The sequence below is a fragment of the Synergistaceae bacterium DZ-S4 genome (assembly GCA_025943965.1).
Classification (GTDB): Bacteria; Synergistota; Synergistia; order Synergistales; family Synergistaceae; genus Caenicola; species Caenicola nitritireducens.
The window spans coordinates 154,563-179,777 of the sequence record JAPCWD010000001.1; the positions used below are offsets into that span (position 1 = coordinate 154,563).

Sequence of the window (25,215 nt, forward strand, 5' to 3'; positions counted from 1 at the left end):
GACCTGCCGACAAAGATCCTTGCCGGAAAATGCTTCCGAGATGCTTAATATATTTAAAAAATATTTGTCTTTTGAGACGAGAGGAAAGTGATTTTTAAATGATTTCAGAAAAGATGCTTGAACTGGGCAAGAAACGTTCGCAGATCCGTGAAATATTTGAATACGGGAGGAAAAGGGCAGGTGAGATCGGAGCGGACAAAGTATTCGACTTCAGCATAGGGAATCCCAATGTTCCCGCTCCCGCCTTCATCAGAGAGACGATAACTGATCTTGTAAACAACGAAGACCCTGTCAAGATCCACGGATACACATCCGCACAGGGAGACTTCGGTGTAAGAAAGATCCTGGCAGACCACATAAACAGCAAATACGGGACAGAGATCACGGCTGATCATTTTTATCTGACCGCGGGAGCTGCAGCGTCACTTTCGATATGCTGCAAGGCACTGGCACTGCCGGGCGACGAATTTTTGACCTTTGCCCCATATTTTCCGGAATACAAAATATATGTCGAGTCTGCAGGAGGAGCGCTTTCGGTAATACCGGCCGATACTGCCAACTTTCAGATCGACATGGAAAAGTTCGCGCAAGCGATAAACGAGAAGACCAAGGCAGTCATCATCAATTCCCCTAATAATCCCTCCGGGGTCGTCTATTCGCTCGAGACGATCAGAAAAATGTGCCTGATAATGGAAGAGAGATCAAAACTGTACGGACATCCCATATACCTGATATCGGACGAACCATACAGGGAGCTGGTGTACGGGGATGTTGAGGTTCCCTTCCTCCTCAGCCATTACGACAACACCTTTGTCTGCTATTCATACAGCAAGTCGCTCTCCCTGCCGGGGGAGAGGATAGGCTATGTACTCGTCTCCAACAGGATGAAAGACGGGGAAGATGTTTACGCAGCTGTCTGCGGAGCGGGAAGGGCACTGGGATATGTGTGCGCGCCGAGCCTCTTTCAGCATCTCATAGCAAGATGCATTGGCCGAACTGCGGATATTTCAATATATAAAAAGAACAGGGATATACTTTACAGCGGTCTTACAGGCATGGGTTACGAATGCGCCAAACCGGACGGGGCATTCTATCTGTTTGTAAAAGCGCTTGAACCTGATGCCGAAGCGTTTTGCGACAGGGCAAAGAAACATGAGCTCCTGCTTGTTCCCGGGGACGGTTTCGGATGTCCGGGGTATGTCCGCATCTCATACTGTGTCAGGACGGATCAGATAGAGGCATCCCTGCCCGCATTTGAAAAGCTTGCTGAAGAGTACAAAAAATAATTCTAAGGTGACCTTAGTAAAAAAAGAGGGGGTCCGAAATTGGCCGGGCCCTCTCAATATTTCTTTCTGAAATTTCTAGACAGAGGCTGTTTCTGCTGAGGCTCTCTCCTGGGCAGTCCTTCTGTCGGTGATAATTTTCGTGGGACATTTTGTAGCGCAGACGCCGCAGTTGATGCACTTGGCGGGATCGATCTCCGCTAGGGCGCCCTTCATCTCTATTGCCTGGACGGGACAGCTCTTGACGCACAGTGTGCATCCTATGCATCCAACAGAGCAGACTTTCTTGACGTCGGGCCCCTTAAGCGGGGAGTTGCACGATACGTTTACCTTTGATTTTCTGGGTGCCAGGACCAGGACATTTCTGGGACAGTTCTCCACACATGCTCCGCATCCGACGCATTTTTCGGGATCGACCACGGCAAGGCCGTTTTTGATCGTCATCGCGTTAAACGCGCATACGCTGACACATGTCCCAAGTCCCATACACCCATAGGCGCACGATGAAGGTCCTTTGCCGGGTATGACGGATGCTGCCCTGCAGTCATACTCTCCGTAATAGACGCAGTTCTTCACTGTTTTGTCATTAGATCCCCCGCACTTCAGGAAGGCTATCTTAGGTTCCTCAGTCACGGCCTCGACTCCGAGTATCGCCGCAATGCTCTCTGCAAGTGCGGAACCTCCCGCAGCGCAGCCTGTGATCTTTCCTGTGCCGTTTGCCAGTGCCTCAGCAAATCCGTCGCAGCCGGGATAACCGCATCCGCCGCAGTTCGCTCCGGGGAGTATCGTGCGGATATCAGCCTGGCGGGGGTCTGTTTCAACATGGAATTTTTTTGAGGCGAAAGCAAGAAGGGCTCCGAATATAAGTCCCAGGCCTCCCATTATTATTGCCGGATATATCATTCCAGTCATATCATTTTCCCCCTATTTGATAAGCCCGCTGAAGCCCATGAAGGCTATCGACATCAGTCCCGCAGTCACAAGCGCGATTGGAAGCCCCCTCAGGCACCTGGGCATGTTCTGGCTTATCTCTATTCTTTCCCTTATTCCGGCCATAAGAACTATCGCCAGCAGAAATCCGGCAGAAGCCCCCAAGGCATGGACGACGGATTCAAGGAAGGTATATTTTTCGTTCATGTTGATGACCGCTACTCCGAGGACTGCGCAGTTGGTAGTTATCAGGGGCAGGAATATGCCGAGTGACTTATATAGCCCGGGCTGTACTTTTTTGAGCACTATCTCAACAAACTGGACCAATGCTGCGATGATCAGGATGAACGAGAGAGTGTAGAGGTACTGCAGGTTCAGCGGCACAAGGATGAATGTGTAGGCAAGCCATGTCATTGTCGCAGCCAGCACTGTGACGAAAATGACAGCAATTCCCATCCCCTTTGCCGTATCCAGTTTGCTTGAGACCCCGAGGAAGGGGCAACAGCCAAGGAATCTGGCAAGAAGGATGTTGTTTACAAAGATGGCTCCGAAGAAGAGCGCCAACAGGGACATTATGAGTCACCCTCCTTTTCTTCTTTAGCACAGGGAACGCTCAGGCCGCCGCCCCCGCAGTATTTTTTCAGCGCACAGCCCTCACATGCATCCAGCTTTTTCCAGCCGTCGAAATCCGGTTTGAAACCGGCAGACGCCTCCTCTTTCCGGAGCTGCAAGTTCCTGAAAAGTGCTATCAGGATGCCCAGTGTAATGAATCCGCCGGGAGCGAGTATGACCAAAAGCGCAGGCTGATAAAACGAAGGGATCAGACTGAAATTGAATACAGTGCCGTTTCCCAGAAGTTCTCTTATGCTGCCAATGAATGTCAGGGCGAAGGTGAATCCGAGCCCCATCCCTATCCCGTCGAAAAGGGATCCGATCACGCCGTTTTTGAAGGCGAAGGCCTCAGCCCGCGCAAGTATTATGCAGTTGACTACTATCAGCGGTATGAATATCCCAAGGGACTTGTCGAGAGCAGGCGCATATGCCGATATCAGAAGCTGGATTATTGTTACAAATCCGGCAATGACTACGATAAAAGCCGGAATGCGTATCTCGTCAGGGATGAACTTTCTTATCATGGATATCATCACGTTCGAACCCATCAGCACAGCTGTTGCAGCCAGCCCCATGCCGAAACCGTTCGAAGCGCTCGAAGTCACGGCAAGCGTAGGGCAGAGACCAAGTACGAGCACGAAGGTCGGGTTCTCTGTAAGTATTCCGTTTTTAAGCAGCCTGAGAGGACTCATCATGGCTAATTCACCTCCCCTTTCAGATTTTTTGCCCAGTATCCAAGGGCTGCATTCACGCCCGAAGCGACAGCCTCCGATGTTATCGTCGCGCCGGAAATGGCCTGGATCTCATTGTCTGCAGCCGGAGGCGTAGTTGTCACTACTATTTTTTCAACGATTTTTTCGTGGAACTGACCTGAAAATGCAGGATCAGCCGCCTTTGCACCCAATCCGGGAGTTTCCGTATGGCTAAGGATCTTGATGTCGGTCAGCCTGCCTTCGTCACTGATCCCGACAACCATCTCTATCAGCCCCCCGTATCCTTTTGGAGTTACGGTTATGTTGTATCCGACAGTTTCACCGTTTGCCGAGCCCCTGTTTACTTCCTTGATCACACTCTGGCCCTGCGGGCATTCAACTGCCTCAAAGTCAGAGGCTTCCGGGAGCGTCTGGGCCAGTGCCTCCATTTTCTCCTTTTCCTTTGCGGTTTTTATAGGCTCCAGTGTCATTGTGTATACTCCGCCCAGGACAAGGCCTGTTATGGCTGTTATTACAAAGAGCACAGCGCCGAGTTTCAGTATCTTAGCCATGTTTCTTCACCTCCCCGAATATGCGGGGCTTTGTAAATTTGTCTATCAGAGGTACTGTAAGGTTCATGATAAGTATCGAATAAGAGACTCCCTCGGGGTAGCCTCCGAAGACCCTGATCAGAGAGGTAAGGAGCCCGCACCCGAATGCAAATATCACCTGTCCCCTTTTTGTCATCGGTGAGGTAGTGTAGTCCGTTGCCATAAAGATCGCGCCGAGGAAAAGCCCTCCGGCCATCACCTCGTAGAGAGGTCCTGCAGGTCTTCCCATAACAGCGGTCAGGGCGGCTACTGTTCCGATATAGACTGCAGGGATATACCAGCCGATTATGCCCTTATAGAGCAGTATGGCGAAACCGACAAGAAGGGCTGCCGCTGAAGTTTCGCCTATGCAGCCTCCTACATGTCCGATAAACAGATCATACATCCCCGGGAGGTTCTCCATAGAACCCTCTTTGATCATGGCAAGGGGAGTAGCGCCGGAGACGCCGTCAAGAGTCCAGAATGTCATAGGTACGGGCCAGCTTGATATCATGAAGGCCCTTCCGGCAAGAGCAGGGTTGACGATGTTGCATCCGATGCCTCCGAAAAACTGCTTGACAACGATTATCGCGAATACGCTTCCTGCCGCCGCCATCCAGAAAGGGATGGAGGGCGGAAGGTTGTATGCAAGGAGCAGTCCCGTCACAGCAGCGGAGAGGTCTCCGACGGTCATGGCCTGCTTTGCCAGCTTCTGCCAGACATACTCGGATATCTTGCAGCTTGCTACGCAGACCGCCATGACGGCCGCGGCCCTGAATCCGAAGAAATATATCCCCGCCAGCCCTGCCGGAGCAAGAGCGGCAAGAACCCATGCCATTATTGTCCTTGTGTCCTGCGGGGCATGTATATGAGGTGAGCTTGATACTGCAAGCAGCCTTTCCATTATTTGACCGCCGCCTTTCTGCGCATTGCCATGACAGTTGATTTTCCGTCCCTGAAGGACTGGGTAAGATGCCTGTTTGCCGGACAGACATAGGAGCATGATCCGCATTCGATGCAGTTCATGCCTCCGGTCTCCTCAAAAGCTTTGTAGTCCCTCATAAGGACCAGCGGATTCAGTACGCTGGGCATCAGTCCCATCGGGCATCCTTCTATGCAGCGTCCGCACCTGATGCACGCCGATTCAGCGGCGAGATGTGCCACCGAGGCTGTAAGGGCAAGGATCCCTGATGTGCTTTTGACTACAGGGATGTCGATCGAACGGAGGGAGACTCCCATCATGGGGCCGCCTGAAATCACCTTGACAGGCTGTTCCTTAAATCCGCCGCAGAATTCAATCATTTCGCGCATCGAAGTGCCAAGGGGGACCAGGAGATTTTTGGGTTCTGCCACGGCTTCGCCCGTGACGGTGATTATTCTTGTCAGGGCAGGTTCTCCCGCTGCTATGGCCTCCCTTATCTGATGTATGGTCCGTACGTTCAGGATGATGCATCCCACATCTGCGGGAAGGGCTGTCATAACATATTCCTGTTTAGTGACGGCCTCGATCAGCATCTTTTCCGCTCCCTGGGGGTACTTTACCTCAAGGGGGACGACAGAGATCTTATTGCTGCCCTGCTTTGAGATCTCAGACTCCATTGTCTTTATCGCATCGGGTTTGTTGTTCTCGATCCCTATCACGCCCTCCGCTTCCGGGAAGAGCCTCAGCAAGAGGTTCAGCCCCTCCGCGATCTTTTCGGGTTCTTCAAGCATCAGGCGGTTGTCGCAGTTTATGTAGGGTTCACATTCCACACCGTTGACTATCAGCCACTTGATCACTCTGTCAGGCGGCGGGGAAAGCTTGACTACGGTAGGGAATGTCGCTCCTCCGAAACCTACTATCCCGGCCTCTCTTATCCGCTTAAGGTACTCCCTTGGGTCAGCTTCGGGATAATTTTCGATCGGAGCCCATGAGGGGTCTTTTTCGTAGTTGTTGTCATTTTCGATGATGACGCAGTTCTCATATATCCCCGCGGATGTCATCCTAAGTCCGATATCTTTGACTGTTCCGGATACGCTAGAGAGTATGGGAGCCGAAACAAAGGCCTCGCTGTCCCCCAGTTTCTGTCCCATGAGCACGCGGTCGCCCTTTTTCACCACCGGCTGGCACGGGGCGCCCAGATTCTGGGCCATCGGAAATACTAGCTCGCCTTTGGGCAGGTATTGTTCGATCTTCTTGTCTGATGTCGCATCTTTTTTCTGAGGCGGATGTATCCCTCCCCAGAATGACGGAAGTTTCATATGGCTTTCCTCCTCTATGTACATAAGGCAAAAACTTGAATACAAAACATTAATAGCGCCATGACACGGCGCCAGGTTAGATTCTATCATTTAAATGAAAAAATAAAAGGCTCAGCTGAAAAATACCCGGTTCAAAATAGCAGTGACGCAAAAACAGAATATTCGTTTAATTTTTCATACGGCTTCATTTCCGGGCCTCAGTCGGAAATTTTCCACCTATATGGGGGATGCCTTTTGATCCTTTATGATCCCGGCTTCACGCCTGCCATCATCAGCCCGAGGGTCTCCGCGTCGGTACTGCGCGGATCGTCTATCATCCCGACTATCGAACCGCTGTATATGACGGCCAGCCTGTCGGATATCGACATGAGTTCCTGAAGGTCCTTGGAGATGAGCAGTATTGCGACCCCTTTATCCCTTGCCTCCATCAGTCTCTGATGCACGAACTCAGCCGCCCCTACATCAAGTCCCCAGGTCGGCTGCATCGCAATTATCACCTTTGTCTCGTCCGAGATCTCCCTGGAAAGCATAAGTTTCTGGAGATTTCCGCCCGACAGGATCCTTACGGGCGCGCGCATTGACGGGGCCAGCACGTCATATTTTTTGACCCTTTCTGATGCAAATTTGGAAATGTACTTCCAGTCCATAAAATACTTCTTAGTCTCAATGGGAGGCTCCCAGTAATGTTTGAGGGGCATGTTCTCTTCGAGGTTCATGTTGGGAATGAGCCCCACTCCCTTTCTGTCGGCAGGGATGTAGCTTACACCTGAATTTATGAAGTCCCTTGCGCAGGATCCTGTGATATCTTTACCTCCTATGACTATCACACCGTTTTCGGGGATCCTGAGCCCCGCAAGCACCTCGCAGAGTTCTTCCTGACCGTTGCCGTCAACGCCGGCAACTCCGAGGACTTCGCCCGCTCTGAGTGAAAGAGTCAGGTCCGTCAGGGCCTGGATGTTTCGGTCATTTTTCACGCAGACCCCCCTGCACTCGAGGATGGTATCACCGGGCTCGGGCCTGTCCTCAGGGATGACGATCCCTTCAAGCTGATGACCTACCATCATTTCTGCGATCTCCTCTTTCGAGATGCCCTTTGCGGGAACTGTAGCTACCTTTACCCCTTTTCTGAGGATCGTGAGCCTGTCCGATACCTCCATTATCTCTTCGATTTTATGCGAGATGAGGACGATCCCATGGCCGTTGCTGACCATGTTTCTGACGGTACGGAAAAGTTCTCTCGTCTCCTGGGGCGTAAGGACCGAGGTGGGTTCGTCCAGTATCAGGACCTTTGTTCCCCTGTAAAGCATCTTCAGTATTTCGACCCGCTGCTGCTCGCCTATGGAAAGCTGCCATATCTTAGATTCCGGATCTACTTTAAGTCCGTATTTATCGGAGAGTCCGCGGATCTTTTCTATGATCCCGCTCTTGTTCAGGTTCAGGGGTTCGTCTTTGAGGCCGAGGACCATGTTTTCCCATACAGTGAAGACCGGTACAAGCATAAAATGCTGGTGGACCATACCTATGCCGTTCTCTATCGCCAGACGCGGGTTAGTAAGCATCACCGGCCGGCCCTCGATCTCAATGGTCCCTGCGTCAGGCAGATAGATGCCCGCGAGGCAGTTCATCAGAGTTGTCTTTCCTGCTCCGTTTTCCCCGAGGATGCTGTGGACCTCTCCGCTTAAGAGCTCAAAGTCAACATCTCTGTTTGCGTATGAGCCGTAGAAGATCTTATCGATATTATTCATCCTTACGAGCGGGTATTTTTTATCTTCCATCTCTCTGCCCCCGTTTTGAATGCGTCACATAACCTGCTGATTCTAGCAATTTGAGAATAAAAATGCAAAATATCAAGACGCCGGATAAAAAACGGTATACAATATCCCGGACGGTCCGGCCGATCGATCATAAGAAGCAATATCTGGCTTTAACAGCCATATAATTAAAAAAGGAAATGTAGGAACATGCGAAAAAATATGATGCTGAGTTATGCTTTGGCTCTCTCCGTGGTATTTATATGGAGCGTTACTTTCGTTTCGACAAAAATACTTCTCGAGTATTTGTCTCCCACGGAGATACTCTTTTACAGGTATGTCATCGCCTATCTTCTCTTTTTTGCGGCAAGCCCCAAGGTCTTGTGGCCTCGGAGTTTCCGTGATGAGGCCAAGTTTGCCCTCGCGGGTTTTCTGGGCGTCACACTCTACTTCCTGTGTGAGAATTTCGCCCTTTTGTACAGTACGGCATCGAACGTCTCGCTTCTTGTCTCGACAGCTCCTATGTTGACAGGGTTGGTCGCCCACTTTATGACAAAGAATGAAAAGATAACGGCTAATTTTATATATGGCTGTGTCTTCGGACTTGCGGGAGTATTTTTGATAGTCTTCAATGGTCATTTTTTGCTTGAACTTAATCCCGTCGGAGATCTCCTGGCGATGATCGCAGCGCTTTCATTTGCCTTCTACTCGATAATTATAAGGGATTTCAATTATTCTTCTTACTCAGCGGCAGTGATAACGAGGAAGACTTTTTTTTACTCGCTCGTCACACTTATCCCGCTGCTCTTTACCCCGCTGTTCGATTGGGAACCGGAGGTCCTTATGAGGGGAGAAGTAATGGGACACCTTTTCTTCCTGGGACTTTTCGCGTCCGCCCTTTGTTTTCTGTTCTGGAACAAGGTCATATGGGCACTTGGCGCAGTGAGGGCCAATAATCTTATCTATCTGCTGCCTCCGATGTCCATGGCATCGGCCGCGGTGATACTGAATGAGAAGATCACCCTGCTGGCCGCCGGCGGCGGTCTGCTCATACTTCTCGGTGTCTACCTTTCACAAAAAAGAGTCCCGGACCCCGGGAAGGATCCGGAGCATCTTGAGCCGGCCGAGAACATCTGAGCTAAACCTTATTGACCGTTCATTCCTTACCTTTGTGCAGGATCTCGACCTCCACATGCGAGGGGGAGACATGGTTTTCCTTTTCTCCTTTCAGGTGCCTGATCTCCTTCTTCAGCAGAGCCATCTCTTCTTCCACCCTCAGAAGTTTGGCCCACAGCTCTTCGGGGTTCATGCAGGCCGAGCATTCGCTCACCCTTTTGCCGTCGATCTTGATGATCCTTGCTCTCATCCCGGTAACAGTTGCGTTTTTGGGGACATCTTTGAGTACTGCGCTGTTTGCCCCGATCCTGGAGTTTGCCCCGACCGTTATTGGTCCTAAAATTTTTGCGCCGCTTCCCACGAAGACGTTTGATTCGAGGGTTGGATGCCTCTTTGCACCCTTCTCGTTTCCGGTCCCGCCAAGTGTCACTCCCTGGTAGAGGGTCACGTTGTCCCCGACCTCGGCTGTCTCTCCTATGACTACCCCTGCTCCGTGGTCGATAAAGAAGCCCTTGCCGATCTTTGCCCCCGGGTGGATCTCGATCCCTGTCCACCACCTCACGATCAGTGAGAGGAAACGTGGCAGCACCGGTATGTGAAGAGTCGAATGCATGAAGTGGAATGCCCTGTGGAATGTTATCGCCAGAAATCCCGGAGTACAGAGCACGACTTCAAGAACTCCCCTTATTCCCTTCGGTATCGCAGGGTCGTTGCGCATGGCTGCTTCAAAATCACTTTTTATATATTCCCAAGCTGACATCCAAATCACCCTTTTCAAATCGGTTTGTCCGATGTTTTATCTAATAAGAAAGACCTGCCGAAGCAGGTCTTTTGTTTTCTGATAAATTATTCTGCCTGCTGTTTAGCCTATGACCGCAACAGCCGGATCGAGGCGTCGCGGATCAATCTCCGGGACCTTCCATACAACAGCAGCATACAGAGGTAAAGTGGGAAGACGTAATTTTCATCATGGCAGATATTCTAGCAGGGATAGGTTATAAAAGCAATATTTATGGAATCTTTCGGTCGTTTGACTCTTGTAGTGTTCCTTAGGGAAACGGTGTGAGACGGCTCATTTCGGGCAGTTTCCGCCCGGGGCTCGAAGAAAGGGTAAAAATAACAGATCCGGGTCCCGGCAGCCCGGTATCTACTCTGTAAATTGCATGTATACTTTATACATTATTATCTGATAAGAATTTGCAGGGAGGTAATGGAATGTCTCTGGTCAGAATAGGTACTTTCAACGTGAATTCCGTAAAAAGCAGGATCCCCGTACTTGAAAGCTTCCTCGCCTCGGAAGAGGCTCCGGATATCCTCTGTCTTCAGGAAACCAAATGCCGTGACGAGGAGTTTCCAAAAGAATTTTTTGAAGATCTTGGTTACCATTGCCTTTTCAGGGGTATGAAATCGTACAACGGCGTCGCGGTGATCTCGAGGATCGAACCCGATGAGGCGGCATTCGGCCTTGGTGACGGCTTGGCGGAGCCTGAAAGGGAGGAATCGGAGCTGTCCAGGGTTATACTTGCAAGGTATGGGGAACTGAATATCCTGAACACATACATCCCCCAGGGAAAAGAGATCGACAACCCGGACTACGCCTATAAGCTCAAATTTTTCCGGAGGGTGAGGGGCCTTTTTGAAAGGAAGTTCACCCCGAAGGACAGGCTTTTGTGGCTCGGCGACCTGAACGTGGCGCCGACAGATCTTGATGTGGCAAACCCTAAAAACAAGACGAACCACGTCTGTTTCCACAGCGATGTCAAAAAGGCATTTGCGGATGTTATGTCATGGGGCTTCGTCGACATCTTCAGGAAACATCTCCCGGGGGATGGAGAATACTCTTTCTGGGATTACAGGATAAAGGATTCACTTTCACGGAATATAGGCTGGAGGATAGACCACATAATCGGAACGGAGTTTATGGCCGGGGCAAGCAGGAAGGTCCGGGTCGAAAGATCGCTGAGGGCTATGGAGCGGCCCTCAGATCACACTGCGGTCGTGGGTTCCTTCGAGATCTGAACGAAGTAAACTGTTCTAAAACAGGTCAGAGGCCGTACCTTGACGGGTACGGCCTCTGACCTGCGCATAAAAGTTGAATGTTGTCAGGATCAGAACCCCGTTTTTTCAGAGTGGCGCTGGAGCATAGCCATATTGTTGTTGACCTTTTTCAGGTAAGATACGGAGATCCCCCCGTAGTACCTGTTGAGTGCCTTCTGGACCGTCCCGTATGCGTTGATGTAGCGGGAGAGCAGAAGGACTCCGGCCTCCACTCCGCGTTCCGGGTCAAACATATGGTCCCTGGTAGTAGCTATTCCTCTCGCGCTAAGCATTCCGTGGTGTACTTTCCACATTACCTGCATTACTCCCATGGCTCCCCTGCTGCTCACAGCACTCGGGTTGAAAAGGCTCTCCGTTTTCGCTATGCCTACCGACAGGTCTGTCGGGACGTTGTATTTCGAACTGTAGTAAACGAGGGCCGACGCCTCCCTCCATGCTATCATGGGAGAGATCTTTTTGTTGATCGACCTTATGAAGGTGGCTATGTTTGCCACCTTGCGCTGTCTGCCGGCACTCATTTTTGCCAGTTCTTTCAAAGTTGAGTTCGGATGGCTGCCGACCCATTTGTCGATATGTTCCCGGGTAAGGCCCATCCTGTCCAGGGCGCTTACGACGGACACGTCCAGTCCTCCATGGGATATCTCGGTTTGGGGATCTTTGCCTGAGGCGGCACGGGGATTAGCGGTCTCTTTCTTTTTTACCGAAGATGTAGTTTTTACTACGAGCTTTCCCTCATCATCCTTTGTTTCATAGGTCGTGGTGATGATCGTTCCTTCAGCAGAGGTGTTGCTTAGTGTTTTGTTTGCCTGCACGCTGCATGCCCCCCTATTGGGAGAAAGTGCTACTATAGTGAGGACTGCTAGCAGCGCTGCGGCCTGCGGAACAAAAATCTTCCGCATTTTCCATATCTTTCGCATGATGACCTCCTTGCGTTTCGGGGACTGTAAGGGTAAAAAATTTCTGAATATTCACCCAAACAGGGACTCTTTGCGCACCGAATATAATAACCGAGAGGTCAGAGAAGTCAAGCGATTTTCTAACATATCAAAAGAAATTAAATAAATTAGATATTGACACACGTATAATTTATCGAATATACAGAATTAAAGGGTTAGAAAATTAAAAAAAGAAGACCGTTTTATTTATTTCTGTCACAGGCAAGAGCGATTATCCCGCTGAAAAGGATGAAGACCCCGGCAGATCCGAGAAGGGAGAGTTTCTCTCCCAGAAGGAAGGTGGAGAGGACCCACGCGGTCATAGGTTCCGAAAGGGAGAGAGTGTAAGCCTTACCGAGGGTAATTTTTCCTATGCCTTTTGCGAAAAGGGAGAAGGGAAGTATCGTTGTAAGGACTGAGAGGAAGAATATGCATATCATCCCGCGAAGGCTGAATATCCATGATATGTCTCCAGTTATCAGCCAGGGCAGCGCCATCAGCGCGCTTAATATCGAGATGAGGGAGACAGTTTCGACGGGATCCTTTGTTCCGATCAGCCTGAGTCCAGCTCCCTCGAGCGCGTAGGAGAGGGCGGCTCCGAAAGCGAGCAGGGCGCCCGGGATGCTAACGGAGCTGAAATCGCTGTTTCCCGCCGCGACAAGAAGAAAACATCCGGTTATCGCCAGCAGTGTGGATATGAACCATCTGGGGGAGAGGCATTCTTTGAAAAAAACCCTGCCCAGTATTCCTGCAAGCACAGGAGCCGATCCGATGGCCACCATCGTTCCGATCGCGACCCCGGTAAGCCTTACCGCGGAAAAGAAGGCAAACTGATATGCTGTCAATCCGAATGCCGCAAGAAGTAGCCCGGCCCGGTCCCACTTTTTTTCGCTGAGTATCTTTCTGCGGCGGAAGAGGATCCATATCAGCAACAGCAGCCCGGCTCCGAATACCCTTGCGGAGCCGATCGTAAGAGAAGTCGCCTTTTCAGGTGCGAGGGCCTGGACAGTCCCCGTCATTCCCCAGCACATTCCCGCGGCAACGACAAGGAGGCCTCCCTTTAGCTCTTCACTGTTGGTTCTCATTTTCTCATACGTCCTTTCCTCTTTCTAAAGGCAGGAGTATTTTAGCAGAAAGAAAGCCATATTTATCATTGAGTGTCCGTCATTATGCAATGATCGCATGGATATCATATAATATCCTTGATATTTTCTGAAAACCAGAGAGGATCAAGAAATTTCGACAGGAGGTCAAAACAATGATTCCGACAAAAAAACTGGTAATGATCCCGGGTCCCGTGCCTGTTTCCGCAAGCGTGCTGAGCAAGCTTGGAAGCGAGGTCAAGGCACACACTGACCCGGATTTTGTGGCAGAGTTCCAGGAGCTTCTGGCAGAGCTGAGATCAATAACTAACTGTGAAGGAATAGCCTTCCTGGTTGCCGGCTCGGGAACAATGGGCATGGAGATGGCGATCGCAAATATCGCAAATGAGAAGGACAAAGTGCTGGTCTGTTCAAACGGACATTTCGGAGATCGTTACATCTCCATATGCAAAAACAGGGGTCTTGATATATCAACCATTGAAGCAGAATGGGGCATGTCTGTTACTCCGGAGGAAGTGGACAGGAAACTCTCGGAAGGGGGCTATACTGTTGCGGTGGTCACCCATGTGGAGACATCCACGGGTGTTGAGCTTCCCCTTAAAGAGATGGCCTGCATGATGAAAGAGAAGCACCCCGAAGTACTCTTTGTCGTCGATGGAGTCGCTGCAGGGGGAGGTGTCGAGGTGGATATGGCCTGGGGGATAGATGTCTATTTCACCTGTTCCCAGAAAGCTCTTTGCTGTGTCCCGGGGATGTCTGTCGTCTGGACCGGAAAAAGGGCACTGAAAAAACGCGAGGAGATGGGGTCGATACGTGAGTCTTATGTCGACTACGCACGCTGGATCCCGGTAATGACAGATACAAAGAAGTACTGGGGGACCCCTGCTGTCAACAACATCTCCGCGCTCAAAGAATCTGTAAGGATAATGCTGGAAGAGGGGCTTGATGAGAGATACCGCCGCCACAGGGAGCATGCCTGCCTGATAGCGGAAGCGATGTCAGCTCTGGGCTTCAGGACCCTTGCAAAGGAGGGGTACCGCTCTCCGACCCTTTCGATCTTCCTCTATCCCGAAAAAATGCCCGTTGACGATGCCGGCTTCCGCGCCGCCTGTGCCGCAGAGGGAGCTCTCGTCGCGGCGTGCCTGGGCGATTACGCTGGAAAGGGCTTCAGGATGGGGCATATGGGCAATCTTGACAAACACATGCTCATATCGGGAGTGGCGGCAATAGAGAGAGCGGCCATTTCATGCGGGCTCGAGGCAGAACCGGGTGCTGCGCTGGCAGTAATGCAGCGGGGCCTGGCAGGAAAATAGCCGGGGCAATACTTGCTCTGAGATCCGTCTGCCTATCAACCTGATGAGAGGTTTTTAAACGAGCAACATAAATTAAAAAGAAAGTAACGGGAGCCGGAACAGGGTTCCCGTTACTTATTTACCAGGGAAGCTTAACAACGATCTTGCGTATCCGGGAGGGACCATTGCCTGATATAACGCCTGGCTGGTGTCCGTCAAAGGGAGAGAGAAGCATCATCATGCCTTTCCCCAGACTGAGCATCTGGCCTTTGCCGGAGTAGAAGGTAATATCACATACGGGATCGTATTCGGATGTCTCCCTGAGAGCTTCAAGCGTGGAATACCCCACCAGCTCTTCGCCCTCCATTACTATCTGCAGATCCCAGAATTTTCTGTGTGATTCAAAGGGGACTTCCTCTGCGTTTCGGGTCTCGTACTCACCCAACCGAAGGTCCAGAACACCTGGATCCATATTCTTAATATTCTCGAACGACCTGGATCTGACAGCCTCAAGAAAGGGTAGGAGTATTTCTGAACCCGGCATTATTTTCGGGGCATAACTGAGGAAATTGTCTATACTGTCATAAATCATTTGGAGCAGCCTCCTGACTTGTATCAGCTATTTTATTGATTCGATTTTTGCCGCCAGTTCCTCCCAGAGGGGATAGTTTTCCTCAAGGCGCTTCTCGGTATCTTTCAGCTCTATCATCAGTTCCTGGATTTTGTTCGAATCACCAAGTACTTCCGGATCGCACAAAAGCACGGATATCTCCTCTTTGCGCGTCTCATCTTTTTCTATCATTTTCTCAATTGGCGAAAGTCTGTCTTCCAGAGCTTTCCTCTCACGGTATATCCTGTTACGTTCCTCTGCTTCGATCCTTTTTTGTTCTTTTGACCTATCCGCCTGAGATTGATCGGTCTTTTCATTTTCTCTGCTGACACTCTCCGGGGCTGACTGCATAGATCTTTTTTCGATAAACCAGGAGTAGTTCCCCGGATAGTCGTACAGAGTGCCGTCCCGGATCTCTATAACTCTTTCCACGAGGTCATCAAGGAATGCGCGGTCGTGGGAGACGATGATTATCGTTCCGCCGTACTCAAGGAGCGCTCTCTGGAACAGTTCTTTTGTGGCATAGTCAAGGTGGTTGGTAGGCTCGTCAAGGATCAGGAGGTTCGATTCCGAAAGGAGCATCTTCAGTAGTCCGACCCTGGATTTTTCTCCTCCCGAAAGGACGGATATGGGCTTGTGTATATCTTCCCCTGAAAAAAGGAATGCTCCCAGAAGATTGCGCTTTGCACCCTCCAGCATCTTTGAGCCGGTATTATTGATCTCCTGCCAAATGGTGTTGGTGTAATCAAGGTTCTGTGCGCTTTCCTGCGAAAAATACGCCTTTTTTACGTTCAGTCCGTAAGTGACTGTCCCGGTTGTAGGCCCTTCAGAAAGGTTCAGAAGCCGGAGCAGGGTGGATTTCCCTGCTCCGTTTATGCCCACCAGGGCCAATCTTTCTCCTCTGTGGACAGTCAGCTCAAGATCCTCAAAAACAGTCTTCCTGCCGTATTTTTTAGTAAGGTTTTTGCATGACATGACCTCGTAGCCGCTTCTTGGAGAATCCGGAAACTTGAATTGGACGCTTTTTGAGGGTCCCTCCAGTTCTGTTATCTCCATCTTTTCGAGCTGCCTTATCCTGCTCTGGACCTGGGTGGCTTTGGTCGCCTTATACCTGAACCTCTCAACAAAACGCTGTATGTTTTCGATCTTTTCCTTCTGCTGTTCCCATTCTGCTTCAAGCCTCTCCCGGCGTTCTTCGCGCTCCTTAAGGAACTTATCGTAGCCGCAGGAATAAAGGTTGATCCTTCCCCCGGCAAGTTCAGCGACGGAGGTGACCATCTTATCCAGAAACCTGCGGTCGTGGGAGACAGCGATGATCGTGCCCCTGAAATCTTTCAGCCAGTTTTCCAGCCACTCCATGCTCTCTGTGTCAAGGTGGTTGGTGGGCTCGTCGAGCAGTAGGATATCAGGCCGGGAGAGAAGCAGAGCGGCAAGAGCCACACGCATCTTCCAGCCTCCGGAAAACTCTGAGGTCATGCGCCCGGCATCCTCTTCGGGGCGGAATCCCAGCCCCTTCAGGACTTGTTTTGCCTCAACATCAAAGCCGAAGCCTCCATTTGCCTCGAACTCTCTCTGCAGACGTTCATGAACGGCAAGCATAGACCGCAGTTCCTGCGAATTTTCATCAAGGGAGGCCATAATATGCTCTGTTTCGGAGAGCCTTGCGGCAAGATCCTCAAGTCCTGCTCGCCTTTTGAGGTAGTCAAGGAGAGGCATTTCGTCTATCTCGACCAGGTCCTGCGGCAGGTAGCCGATCTTATGGTCCCTGGGTATGGTGATGCTTCCACCGTCATGTTCTGCCTTACCTGCAATGACCCGGAGCAGCGTCGTCTTTCCCGCTCCGTTGTCTCCTACAAGTCCGACCCTGCTCTTTGGGGTTATGAACCAGCTGATCCTGTCCAGGACTTTATTATCTTTGAAATTTACCTGCAGTTCTTTTATCTCTATCAGTTTCTGCTACCTCCCGGATGATAAGCGAACACCGGATATTATATAGTAATAATCGATCCCTGAAGAAATTATCAGGATAAATGTTTATCGAGAGCCTCTTTGTGGTACTCTGCTGATTTGTCTGAAAAGCAGACCAGTCTGACTTCATCTATCGAATCTTCCTCCTTCAGGAACGAGATTATAGTCCTGACAGCGATATCGGCGGCAAGGTCCGGGGGAAAGCGGTAGATGCCTGTTGAGATGGCGGGGAATGCGACACTTTTCGCCCCGATGCTGACTGCCTCCTTCAGGCTGTTCCTGTAGGCATTTTCAAGCGTTTTCTCCTCGCCGGAGTTTCCGCCCCGCCATATAGGACCTACGGTATGGATGACGAATTTGGCCGGCAGTCTGTATCCTTTGGTTGTCTTCGCCTCTCCGGGCGGACAGCCGCCAAGTCCCGCGCACTCAGTCAGAAGATCAGGGCCCGCTGCCCTGTGTATGGCTCCGTCGACTCCTCCCCCTCCAAGCAGGGAACTGTTGGCCGCGTTGACTATAGCATCCGTCTCTTCCTTCGTAATGTCACCTTTGACGACAGTTATCCTTGAGATCATCTCTTTCATTTGATCCTCCCCCTTTCTTACCTGCATATTATATAGGTATCAAAAAAATCAGCCTGAGTTTCGTCTCCTTTTCTTGTTTTAGGCAACACCTGATATGTAAAAATTTGCATAAGATGACGAATTTTTTATTTTTGCAGCCTACCAATTAAATTTAAGCACAAAAATACGCTTGTAGTGTTGTTTAAAAAGTGATATAAAACGGCAGTGATTTTTTATATATTCAATATTTTGGAGGTGTGTCGGATGCAGGAGGCTAAAGAATTTCCCAAAATGAGAGAGATCTACGGATCGCTTGTCTTCGATCAGAAGGCCATGAAGCAGCGCCTTCCCAGGGATGTATACGAAAACCTGGTCGGTGCCATCGAAGGCCGCCAGAAGCTCGATTCGGGCATAGCAGATACTGTGGCCCTCGCAATGAAGGACTGGGCAGTGAGCAAGGGAGCAAGCCACTGGGCGCACTGGTTCCATCCGCTGACTGAACTGACCGCCGAAAAACACACTGCTTTCGTGACGGCAGATGAGAATGGTTTCCCGCTTGAGTCATTCAGGGGCGAAGACCTGATGCAGAGCGAGCCTGACGCGTCGTCCTTCCCCTCCGGCGGGACCAGGAGCACGTTTGAAGCCAGGGGTTACAGCGCATGGGATCCCACGAGCCCTGCATTCATAATCAAAAGCCCCAAGGGAGGCACCCTCTGCATACCCTCGGTCTTCCTGGCATACGACGGAACACCGCTCGACCTCAAGACCTACCTCCTTCGTTCGATGGAAGCGGTCGAAAGCCGTGCACTCAAGATGCTCAAGTTATTCGGCAACAGGGGCGTCAGGTATGTGAGGGCAACAGTGGGAGGAGAACAGGAATTTTTCCTGCTTGACAGACCCCGTGCGCAGAAGAGGACCGACATACGCTTCTGCGGCAGGACCCTTCTGGGATCGCCTCCCCCAAGGGACCAGAAGATGGAGGACCATTACTTCGGCTCGATCCCGACAAGGGTCCTCGCCTACATGGAAGATGTACAGAGAGACCTTGCGAGGCTTGGGGTAGACCTAGCGACCAGACACAACGAGGTGGCAAGGTGCCAGTTTGAATTCGCCCCCAATTTTACCGAGGCGAACCTCTCCTGTGACCAGAACCAGCTTATCATGGAGACGATGAGGAAGATGGCCCGTCAGCATGAACTTCGTCTCCTCTTCCATGAAAAGCCCTTCATGGATATGAACGGGAGCGGCAAGCACATAAACTTCTCACTTCAGGACAGTGAGGGGAGGAACCTGCTCAAGCCTTCTTCAAACCAGAGGAAGAACGTTATATTCCTCTCTTTCCTCTCTTCCTTCGTTCTTGGCGTGGCAGAATACTCAGGCCTGCTCCATGCTTCTGTATCGACGCCGGGCAATATGTACAGGCTCGGGGGCCATGAGGCTCCGCCGAGCATCATCAGCGTATATCTGGGAGAGGCGATAGACAGAATAATAAGGGAGATAGAAGAGGGCAGCTGCGGCGGCGACATGCCGGCAAAAAACACTGTCGACATAGGACTCTCAAAACTCCCGGAGATAATCGCTTTTGACAGCGACAGGAACAGGACCAGCCCGGTCGCCTTCACAGGAAACAAGTTTGAGTTCCGCGCGCCCGGCGCCTCGCAGGCAATGGCAGTTCCGGTGACTGCGGTACTCTCAGTATGGGCCGCGGGTCTGGAAAAATTCATCAATATATTTGAGGAGCGCATCAACAAGGGCGAAGATGCCATAGAAGCGGCACTCTGTACCATCCGAGAGGTATCCGTTATGAACAGGAAGATCCGGTTCGAAGGGGATGCATACTCAGCCGAATGGCATGCGGAGGCAAAGCGCAGGGGGATAGTGAAAGCCAGGACCATCCCGGAAGGCATCGACCTTTTCATGGAACCTGAGACCCTAACGATGCTTGAGGAACTGGGCATTTTCAGGAAAAAAGAAATGGAGTCCTTCTATGTAATAAGGATGGAGTCCTTCGTCAAGAATATTGAGATCGAAATGTCCGTCCTCCGTGACATGATCTGGGAAGGCATACTGCCTGCGATATCAAAACAGATGATCCTTGAGAGCGGATCGCTCTCCTCCGTCGGCGACTGCGGGCTGGAGGGAACCGATGAATGGAAAAGGCACATAGCCAGGCTCGCTAAAGCAAAGATAGACCTGATGGAAAAGACAAAAGAGCTCGTGGAGATGAAGGAGAGAATGTCGAAGCTGAACCTGAGAAAACACGCTGATGCCCTGGTCGATGAGGCGGTACCGCTTATGGCAGAGATAAGAAGGATCGCCGACTCGGTCGAAGTCTACATGTCCGCGGAGAACATGGCATATCCGAACTACCGCTCCCTGCTCTCCCTCTCTGCCTAGGCGGATCGTAAAACTTACGTAAAAATATCGCGGGGGACTGATCTACAGGTCCCCCGCTCTTCTCTTTGTTTTTGAGAGAAGGTCCTGCGCGTTTTTGCTGAGCAGCAAAGATCTTTGCTCTTCTGTAAGGGATGTCCGGGCAAGGGTCGTCTCATACCTCGGATATTCAAGTATCGGCCAGTCTGTGCCGAAAATTATCTTATCCCCTGCACCCGAAGCGAATATCCCTTCGATGACCCGGTGATCGTAAAGCCAGGGCCATGCCGCGGTGTCATAATAGGCGTTCGAGAGGGCAAGCTTCATCTCCGGCATAGATTCGTAAGCCCACAGCCCCCCGCCGAAATGGGCAAAGACGACCCTTACCTGAGGATGGTTCATGCAGAAAGCTGCGGCCTCCGACGCTCCGGTCCGCCCCTTTCCTATATACTGATGCCCGACCTGTTCCGCCGTGTGGAACATTATGAACATCTTTGCTTCCATACAGGCCCCGACCATCTTCCACGTCTGCCCCGCATCAGATATGTCCAGTTCCTGCCCGTCAGGGAAGAGTTCCCCGACTCCTGCCGCCCCAAGTTCCGCACATCGCAGTATCTCCTCGGAAGCGCCTTTTGCACAGGGAGAGACGACCGTGAGAGGTATGATCCTGCCGCTGTATCTTGACGCCGCATCGAACACATAGTCGTTCATTATCCTGCAGAGGCCCTGATCTCGGAAAGCGAAGCCCGTTACAAAGGATGACCTGATCCCATGCCGGTCCATGTGGCTTATGAGTGATTCCGCAGTACCCCATCTGTGCACTTTTGAATTTGCCATGCCTTTGAACCAAGGTTCCCTATCAGAGATCTTATCCCGGTCCCTTTCAATTTCCGGCGGGTAAATGTGCACATGAGCGTCAATGATATCCAGGCTAAGCCCTCCTCAAATATAAGCATATGGATATTTGCAATTTTGTACCTGTCAGTCATAATTATACATAAATGAAGTTCAGGGAGGATGAAAAATGAATGATAAAGGTATGCCGGATCTGAGGATCAACGGAGAAAGGCTTATCAGTTCTATAAGGGAGATGGGAGCTGTGGGCTTCGATCCCGAAACCGGCGGACGTACAAGGCTCGCCCTGACCGATGCGGACAAGAAAGGCCGTGATCTTCTGTGCAGGCGGATGCACGAGGAAGGTCTTGATGTAAAGATCGATCCGATAGGCAACATTTTCGGAGTCAGGGAGGGGACCGACTCTTCGAAACTTCCTCTGATGGTGGGTTCCCACATAGACACTGTAAGGGATGCCGGGATGTTCGACGGTGTCTATGGAGTCCTCGGAGGCTTGGAAGTGATAAGGACACTGAATGAGAATAAGATCGGAACAAGAAGGCCCCTGGCTTTAGCGGCCTTTACGAATGAGGAGGGGGCGCGTTTCCAGCCCGATATGATGGGAAGCCTCTACTATACTGGTACAGTTGGTCTTGAGGAACTTTTATCAGCAAAGGACGAAAGCGGCCTGACAGTTGGGGATGAGCTCGACCGCATAGGCTACAAAGGCAGCGAAACCGTTCGCGCAGGTCACTACATCGAACTGCACATCGAACAGGGGCCGAGGCTGCATGCTGAGGACCTGCCTATCGGAGTGGTCGAGGGCATACAGGGACTTGCCTGGTGGACGGGAGAGTATTGCGGGGAATCCAACCATGCCGGTTCGACTCCTATGGATATGAGGAAGGATGCACTCCTTGGAGTCGCGGAGCTGGCGACCGAAGCGGAAAAACTTGCCCTGCGCATCGGAAATGGGAGCGTTGCAACGATGGGGAAAATTTCCCCGAAGCCTGACATCATCAACATCGTCCCCGGAAAATGTTCCTTTACCCTTGATTTCAGACAGTTTGAACGCGGGCTCTTCGAGGAAGGCAAGAGGGAAGTCGAAAAACTTATAGCAGCCTGTGCGGAAAAACGGGGGCTGAAATACAACTTCAGAAAGGCAGCAGAAGCCCCTCCCGTGGTTTTCGACTGCGAGATGATACGGCTTGCAGAGAGAACGGCCGCTAAGCTTGGACTTGTATCAAAGAGGATGGTAAGCGGGGCATCGCATGACGCACAATTCTTATCCCCATTCTGTCCCACCGTAATGATATTCGTGCCCTCGAGGGGGGGACGGAGCCACTGTCCCGAAGAATGGACCGAAGCCAAAGACCTGGAGAACGGCTGCAATGTTCTCCTTCATTCTGTCCTTGAACTGGTATAATGCAGGGATGGGATAAAGAATAAGAGAAAAGGAGTGCAATTGATGAATAAAATAATGACAGAGACACTTAAAAGCCTGGATCCGCAGATATACGGACTTGCGAAGAGCGAGCTTGAAAGACAGAGGGTCCATATAGAGCTGATCGCATCGGAGAATTTCGTCCCCCGTTCCCTGCTCGAAATACAGGGCTCCATCCTCACGAATAAATACGCAGAAGGATACCCCTACAAAAAGTACTACGGAGGCTGTGAATTCGTTGAACAGATAGAGGAGATTGCGGTCCAAAGGGCATGTGAACTCTTCGGTTCCGACCATGCAAATGTCCAGCCCCATGCCGGTGCGAGCGCCAACCAGGCAGTCTTCTTCGCGACAGTCGATCCCGGAGATACCGTCCTTTCGATGAAGCTTGACCACGGCGGACACCTTTCCCACGGACACCCGGTAAACTTCTCGGGCCGTTTCTATAACATAGTTGGCTACGGGGTCAGCAGGGAGACCGAGACGATAGACTATGACGAGGTCGAGAGGCTTGCGAAGGAAACCAGGCCTAAGCTGATAGTCGCAGGTGCAAGCGCCTATCCCCGATTCATAGATTTTGCCCGCTTCAGGGCAATCGCAGATGAGGTCGGCGCGGTACTGCTTGTGGACATGGCCCACATAGCGGGCCTTATAGCAGGCGGTGTACACCCGAACCCTACACCCTATTCCGATTACGTTAGTTCAACATCTCACAAAACGCTCAGAGGCACAAGGGGAGCCTTCGTCCTCTGCAAAAAAGAGTATGCCCAGACCCTTGACAGGACAGTCTTCCCGGGAATACAGGGAGGCCCGCTGGTCCATGCGATAGCAGGAAAGGCAGTTACTTTCATGCTTGCCGGCACTGATGAATTCAAAAAATATGCTGCACAGGTCGTAAGTAACGCTTCGGCCCTCGCAAAAGCACTTACCGAGAGAGGTTTCCGCCTTGTTTCGGGAGGTACGGACAACCATCTCATCCTGCTCGACGTACGTTCAAGGAACGTCACAGGCAAAGAGGCGGAAGTCCTTCTCGGAGAGGTGGGTATAACATCCAACAAGAACATGATCCCCTTCGATCCCGCCAAGCCGATGGTGACCAGCGGGGTAAGGCTCGGAACGGCAGCCGTGACGACAAGGGGCATGAAAGAGACTGAAATGGAAGCGATCGCTGATGCCATAGAAAGGGTCCTTTCTGCTCCGGAGAGCGAAGAGATCAAGAAAGAAGTAAGGGGACGCATGGCCGCACTTACCGAAGAATTCCCCCTCTACCCCGACCTTGCGGAGCCCTGGGCAAATTAATGGCAGACAAAATTTATGCTTTGGATCTCGATAAGGGCGAATGGTCGCAGCTCCTTGAGAAAGAGTTCGGCCAGCCTAAATTCCGTGCGGATCAGATCTGTCAGTGGATCTGGCAGAAGCGGGTATTCGATGCTGCGGATATGACCAACCTTTCAAAATCCCTCAGGGACGATCTTGCAGAAAAGATAGAATTCGGAGGCCCTCTTCTGATAAAGGAGCAGCGCTCGCAGACAGACGGGACCAGAAAATACCTTTGGCAGCTCAGCGACGGACAGAGCGTCGAATCCGTACTCATGAAACAGGGCGAGAGACTTACCGCCTGCATCTCGACCCAGGTGGGATGTCCTCTCGGGTGTACATTCTGTGCGACGGGACTTTCCGGTTATGTAAGGAACCTCTCTGCAGGCGAGATCGCGGGCCAGTTTCTGGCCATGGAGAAGGCAGCAGAACGGGACATTGGCAATGTGGTATACATGGGTATGGGAGAACCATTCCTGAACACCGAGGCGGTCCTGAAATCAGTGCGGATGCTCAATGACCCGGGAATGAGAAATCTTGGGATAAGGCACATTGCAATATCTACTTCCGGAGTAGTACCGGGCATACTTGAGCTTGCTGCTTCGGGCCTGGGAGTGCGCCTTGCCGTATCGCTCCACGCTGCTGATGATGAACTGAGAAGCACTCTGATGCCTGTCAACGAGACCTTCCCGCTTGATGAACTGAGGAAGGCCATGCAGGACTACCAAAGGATCACCGGAAACAGGATAACTATCGAATATGCCCTGTTCGGGGGAATAAACGACAGTGTTGAACATGCCAGGCTGCTGATCCGGTATCTGAAGGGCATCCATGTTTTCATCAACCTCATCCCCTACAACAGTGTCGATGGACGCTACCAGAGACCCTCCGCAGAAAACATGCTGAAGTTCCGTTCGGTGCTTGAAACGGCGGGTTTTGAAGCTGAAATAAGAGAAGAACTCGGAACCGACATAGATGCCGCATGCGGACAGCTGAGAAGAAAGACCAAGGCCGGAGAACCCTGCCTCCTTGATCCTGCGCCAAAAGCACCTGTGAGGGATGAAGGCAAAAAGAAAGCACAACATCCTCCGAAAAGGGATGCAGCAGCTCCCCGGAAAGCCACAGCACCTGCCCGATCAGGGAGGACCTCCGGCGAAGTCCCGCAAAAAAAGGAAAGGGCCGGAACAAAAACTTCCGGCGGCTTTGTGGAGGAGCGCCGGACCGGAAAACCTGCCGCAGACAAAAGAAGAAAAGCGGATGCTCCTGCCAAGGATAGGTACAGAAGCGGAAAAATGAAAGAAGAGAGGCCCGTATACAGGGCTGCTGCAAGTGATACTATGGACGGCGGTACCGGAAGTTTGGGAGAAAAGAGAATCGAAGGAGCAAAAAGATCGACTAAAAGAACGGCGGCTTCAAGGTCTGACGGAAAGGTAAAACCGGTTCCCGAAAAGAGAAAAAGAGTGCCGAAAACTGCCTCGAAGGATAAAAGGCAGAAGAGGTCCTGAG

The 25,215-nt window shown here is 51.3% G+C and carries 22 protein-coding genes; 8 read left to right on the forward strand and 14 right to left on the reverse strand.

The window, feature by feature from the left end:
• The first annotated feature begins 98 nt into the window (after positions 1-98).
• On the forward strand, positions 99-1,286 hold the full coding sequence (locus tag OLM33_00760) for a pyridoxal phosphate-dependent aminotransferase (protein ID MCW1712204.1): 1,188 nt from the start codon (positions 99-101) through the stop codon (positions 1,284-1,286).
• 75 nt (positions 1,287-1,361) lie between these two features.
• Here OLM33_00760 and OLM33_00765 read toward each other — a convergent pair whose 3' ends face one another.
• The 7 genes from OLM33_00765 to OLM33_00795 all read right to left on the reverse strand — a co-directional run bounded on the left by OLM33_00765 (position 1,362) and on the right by OLM33_00795 (position 8,123).
• Positions 1,362-2,195, reverse strand: a complete 834-nt coding sequence (locus OLM33_00765; GenBank protein ID MCW1712205.1) for an RnfABCDGE type electron transport complex subunit B — start codon at positions 2,193-2,195, stop codon at positions 1,362-1,364.
• A 12-nt stretch (positions 2,196-2,207) separates the two neighbouring features.
• Positions 2,208-2,786 (reverse strand): electron transport complex subunit RsxA, encoded by a 579-nt coding sequence (gene rsxA / locus OLM33_00770; protein ID MCW1712206.1) that lies wholly within the window; start codon positions 2,784-2,786, stop codon positions 2,208-2,210.
• On the reverse strand, positions 2,786-3,520 hold the full coding sequence (locus OLM33_00775) for an electron transport complex subunit E (GenBank protein ID MCW1712207.1): 735 nt from the start codon (positions 3,518-3,520) through the stop codon (positions 2,786-2,788). The genes rsxA and OLM33_00775 overlap by 1 nt, the downstream gene beginning before the upstream one ends.
• Before the next feature lie 2 nt (positions 3,521-3,522).
• A complete protein-coding gene (locus OLM33_00780) occupies positions 3,523-4,089 on the reverse strand; it encodes an RnfABCDGE type electron transport complex subunit G (protein MCW1712208.1) in 567 nt (188 codons plus the stop codon).
• On the reverse strand, positions 4,082-5,011 hold the full coding sequence (locus tag OLM33_00785; GenBank protein MCW1712209.1) for an RnfABCDGE type electron transport complex subunit D: 930 nt from the start codon (positions 5,009-5,011) through the stop codon (positions 4,082-4,084). The genes OLM33_00780 and OLM33_00785 overlap by 8 nt, the downstream gene beginning before the upstream one ends.
• Positions 5,011-6,348, reverse strand: coding sequence for an electron transport complex subunit RsxC (rsxC, locus tag OLM33_00790; GenBank protein ID MCW1712210.1), 1,338 nt, complete (start codon positions 6,346-6,348; stop codon positions 5,011-5,013). Before rsxC ends, OLM33_00785 begins: the two co-directional genes overlap by 1 nt.
• A gap of 242 nt (positions 6,349-6,590) precedes the next feature.
• A complete protein-coding gene (locus OLM33_00795; protein MCW1712211.1) occupies positions 6,591-8,123 on the reverse strand; it encodes an ABC transporter ATP-binding protein in 1,533 nt (510 codons plus the stop codon).
• Positions 8,124-8,321: 198 nt separating this feature from the next.
• Between OLM33_00795 and OLM33_00800 the strand changes: the two genes are divergently transcribed.
• Positions 8,322-9,236 (forward strand): DMT family transporter, encoded by a 915-nt coding sequence (locus tag OLM33_00800; GenBank protein MCW1712212.1) that lies wholly within the window; start codon positions 8,322-8,324, stop codon positions 9,234-9,236.
• 19 nt (positions 9,237-9,255) lie between these two features.
• Here OLM33_00800 and OLM33_00805 read toward each other — a convergent pair whose 3' ends face one another.
• Positions 9,256-9,975, reverse strand: coding sequence for a serine O-acetyltransferase (locus OLM33_00805; GenBank protein MCW1712213.1), 720 nt, complete (start codon positions 9,973-9,975; stop codon positions 9,256-9,258).
• A gap of 455 nt (positions 9,976-10,430) precedes the next feature.
• Here OLM33_00805 and xth point away from each other — a divergent pair, with 455 nt between their 5' ends.
• The gene (xth, locus tag OLM33_00810; protein MCW1712214.1) at positions 10,431-11,234 is read left to right on the forward strand and encodes an exodeoxyribonuclease III; all 804 of its coding nucleotides are present in this window, start codon (positions 10,431-10,433) and stop codon (positions 11,232-11,234) included.
• Between the two features lie 89 nt (positions 11,235-11,323).
• Here xth and OLM33_00815 read toward each other — a convergent pair whose 3' ends face one another.
• On the reverse strand, positions 11,324-12,172 hold the full coding sequence (locus OLM33_00815; GenBank protein MCW1712215.1) for a lytic transglycosylase domain-containing protein: 849 nt from the start codon (positions 12,170-12,172) through the stop codon (positions 11,324-11,326).
• 239 nt (positions 12,173-12,411) lie between these two features.
• The gene (locus OLM33_00820) at positions 12,412-13,293 is read right to left on the reverse strand and encodes a DMT family transporter (protein ID MCW1712216.1); all 882 of its coding nucleotides are present in this window, start codon (positions 13,291-13,293) and stop codon (positions 12,412-12,414) included.
• Positions 13,294-13,466: 173 nt separating this feature from the next.
• Between OLM33_00820 and OLM33_00825 the strand changes: the two genes are divergently transcribed.
• The gene (locus OLM33_00825; protein ID MCW1712217.1) at positions 13,467-14,624 is read left to right on the forward strand and encodes an alanine--glyoxylate aminotransferase family protein; all 1,158 of its coding nucleotides are present in this window, start codon (positions 13,467-13,469) and stop codon (positions 14,622-14,624) included.
• A gap of 118 nt (positions 14,625-14,742) precedes the next feature.
• On the opposite strand, the gene OLM33_00830 is transcribed toward OLM33_00825, so the two are convergent.
• The 3 genes from OLM33_00830 to OLM33_00840 all read right to left on the reverse strand — a co-directional run bounded on the left by OLM33_00830 (position 14,743) and on the right by OLM33_00840 (position 17,762).
• A complete protein-coding gene (locus OLM33_00830; GenBank protein MCW1712218.1) occupies positions 14,743-15,195 on the reverse strand; it encodes a YhcH/YjgK/YiaL family protein in 453 nt (150 codons plus the stop codon).
• A 27-nt stretch (positions 15,196-15,222) separates the two neighbouring features.
• Positions 15,223-17,163, reverse strand: a complete 1,941-nt coding sequence (locus OLM33_00835; protein MCW1712219.1) for an ABC-F family ATP-binding cassette domain-containing protein — start codon at positions 17,161-17,163, stop codon at positions 15,223-15,225.
• Positions 17,164-17,234: 71 nt separating this feature from the next.
• Positions 17,235-17,762 carry an O-acetyl-ADP-ribose deacetylase gene (locus tag OLM33_00840; protein MCW1712220.1) on the reverse strand — a complete coding sequence of 176 codons (528 nt, stop codon included), beginning with the start codon at positions 17,760-17,762 and terminating at the stop codon, positions 17,235-17,237.
• Between the two features lie 243 nt (positions 17,763-18,005).
• Here OLM33_00840 and OLM33_00845 point away from each other — a divergent pair, with 243 nt between their 5' ends.
• Positions 18,006-20,138: a glutamine synthetase III gene (locus OLM33_00845; protein ID MCW1712221.1), complete on the forward strand. Its 2,133-nt coding sequence runs from the start codon at positions 18,006-18,008 to the stop codon at positions 20,136-20,138.
• 42 nt (positions 20,139-20,180) lie between these two features.
• Here OLM33_00845 and OLM33_00850 read toward each other — a convergent pair whose 3' ends face one another.
• Entirely contained in the window at positions 20,181-21,023 is an 843-nt protein-coding gene (locus OLM33_00850; GenBank protein MCW1712222.1) for an amidohydrolase, read from the reverse strand.
• A 115-nt stretch (positions 21,024-21,138) separates the two neighbouring features.
• Here OLM33_00850 and OLM33_00855 point away from each other — a divergent pair, with 115 nt between their 5' ends.
• From OLM33_00855 to rlmN, 3 genes are read left to right on the forward strand one after another with little or no spacing between them, the layout of a single operon-like run.
• Complete coding sequence (locus tag OLM33_00855) at positions 21,139-22,374, forward strand: Zn-dependent hydrolase (GenBank protein MCW1712223.1); 1,236 nt, start codon at positions 21,139-21,141, stop codon at positions 22,372-22,374.
• A gap of 54 nt (positions 22,375-22,428) precedes the next feature.
• Positions 22,429-23,691: a serine hydroxymethyltransferase gene (locus OLM33_00860; protein MCW1712224.1), complete on the forward strand. Its 1,263-nt coding sequence runs from the start codon at positions 22,429-22,431 to the stop codon at positions 23,689-23,691.
• A 20-nt stretch (positions 23,692-23,711) separates the two neighbouring features.
• Positions 23,712-25,214, forward strand: coding sequence for a 23S rRNA (adenine(2503)-C(2))-methyltransferase RlmN (rlmN, locus tag OLM33_00865; protein MCW1712225.1), 1,503 nt, complete (start codon positions 23,712-23,714; stop codon positions 25,212-25,214).
• Position 25,215: the final 1 nt, after the last annotated feature.

Coding starts and splice junctions, on each gene's coding strand:
- OLM33_00800 (MCW1712212.1), top strand. CDS start 8,322: ATGATGCTGAGTTATGCTTTGGCTCTCTCCGTGGTATTTATATGGAGC.
- OLM33_00760 (MCW1712204.1), top strand. CDS start 99: ATGATTTCAGAAAAGATGCTTGAACTGGGCAAGAAACGTTCGCAGATC.
- OLM33_00785 (MCW1712209.1), bottom strand. CDS start 5,011: ATGGAAAGGCTGCTTGCAGTATCAAGCTCACCTCATATACATGCCCCG.
- OLM33_00840 (MCW1712220.1), bottom strand. CDS start 17,762: ATGAAAGAGATGATCTCAAGGATAACTGTCGTCAAAGGTGACATTACG.
- OLM33_00805 (MCW1712213.1), bottom strand. CDS start 9,975: ATGTCAGCTTGGGAATATATAAAAAGTGATTTTGAAGCAGCCATGCGC.
- rsxC (MCW1712210.1), bottom strand. CDS start 6,348: ATGAAACTTCCGTCATTCTGGGGAGGGATACATCCGCCTCAGAAAAAA.
- OLM33_00820 (MCW1712216.1), bottom strand. CDS start 13,293: ATGAGAACCAACAGTGAAGAGCTAAAGGGAGGCCTCCTTGTCGTTGCC.
- OLM33_00855 (MCW1712223.1), top strand. CDS start 21,139: ATGAATGATAAAGGTATGCCGGATCTGAGGATCAACGGAGAAAGGCTT.
- OLM33_00825 (MCW1712217.1), top strand. CDS start 13,467: ATGATTCCGACAAAAAAACTGGTAATGATCCCGGGTCCCGTGCCTGTT.
- OLM33_00765 (MCW1712205.1), bottom strand. CDS start 2,195: ATGACTGGAATGATATATCCGGCAATAATAATGGGAGGCCTGGGACTT.
- OLM33_00795 (MCW1712211.1), bottom strand. CDS start 8,123: ATGGAAGATAAAAAATACCCGCTCGTAAGGATGAATAATATCGATAAG.
- OLM33_00780 (MCW1712208.1), bottom strand. CDS start 4,089: ATGGCTAAGATACTGAAACTCGGCGCTGTGCTCTTTGTAATAACAGCC.
- OLM33_00830 (MCW1712218.1), bottom strand. CDS start 15,195: ATGATTTATGACAGTATAGACAATTTCCTCAGTTATGCCCCGAAAATA.
- xth (MCW1712214.1), top strand. CDS start 10,431: ATGTCTCTGGTCAGAATAGGTACTTTCAACGTGAATTCCGTAAAAAGC.
- rsxA (MCW1712206.1), bottom strand. CDS start 2,786: ATGTCCCTGTTGGCGCTCTTCTTCGGAGCCATCTTTGTAAACAACATC.
- OLM33_00815 (MCW1712215.1), bottom strand. CDS start 12,172: ATGCGGAAGATTTTTGTTCCGCAGGCCGCAGCGCTGCTAGCAGTCCTC.
- OLM33_00775 (MCW1712207.1), bottom strand. CDS start 3,520: ATGATGAGTCCTCTCAGGCTGCTTAAAAACGGAATACTTACAGAGAAC.
- OLM33_00845 (MCW1712221.1), top strand. CDS start 18,006: ATGCAGGAGGCTAAAGAATTTCCCAAAATGAGAGAGATCTACGGATCG.
- OLM33_00860 (MCW1712224.1), top strand. CDS start 22,429: ATGACAGAGACACTTAAAAGCCTGGATCCGCAGATATACGGACTTGCG.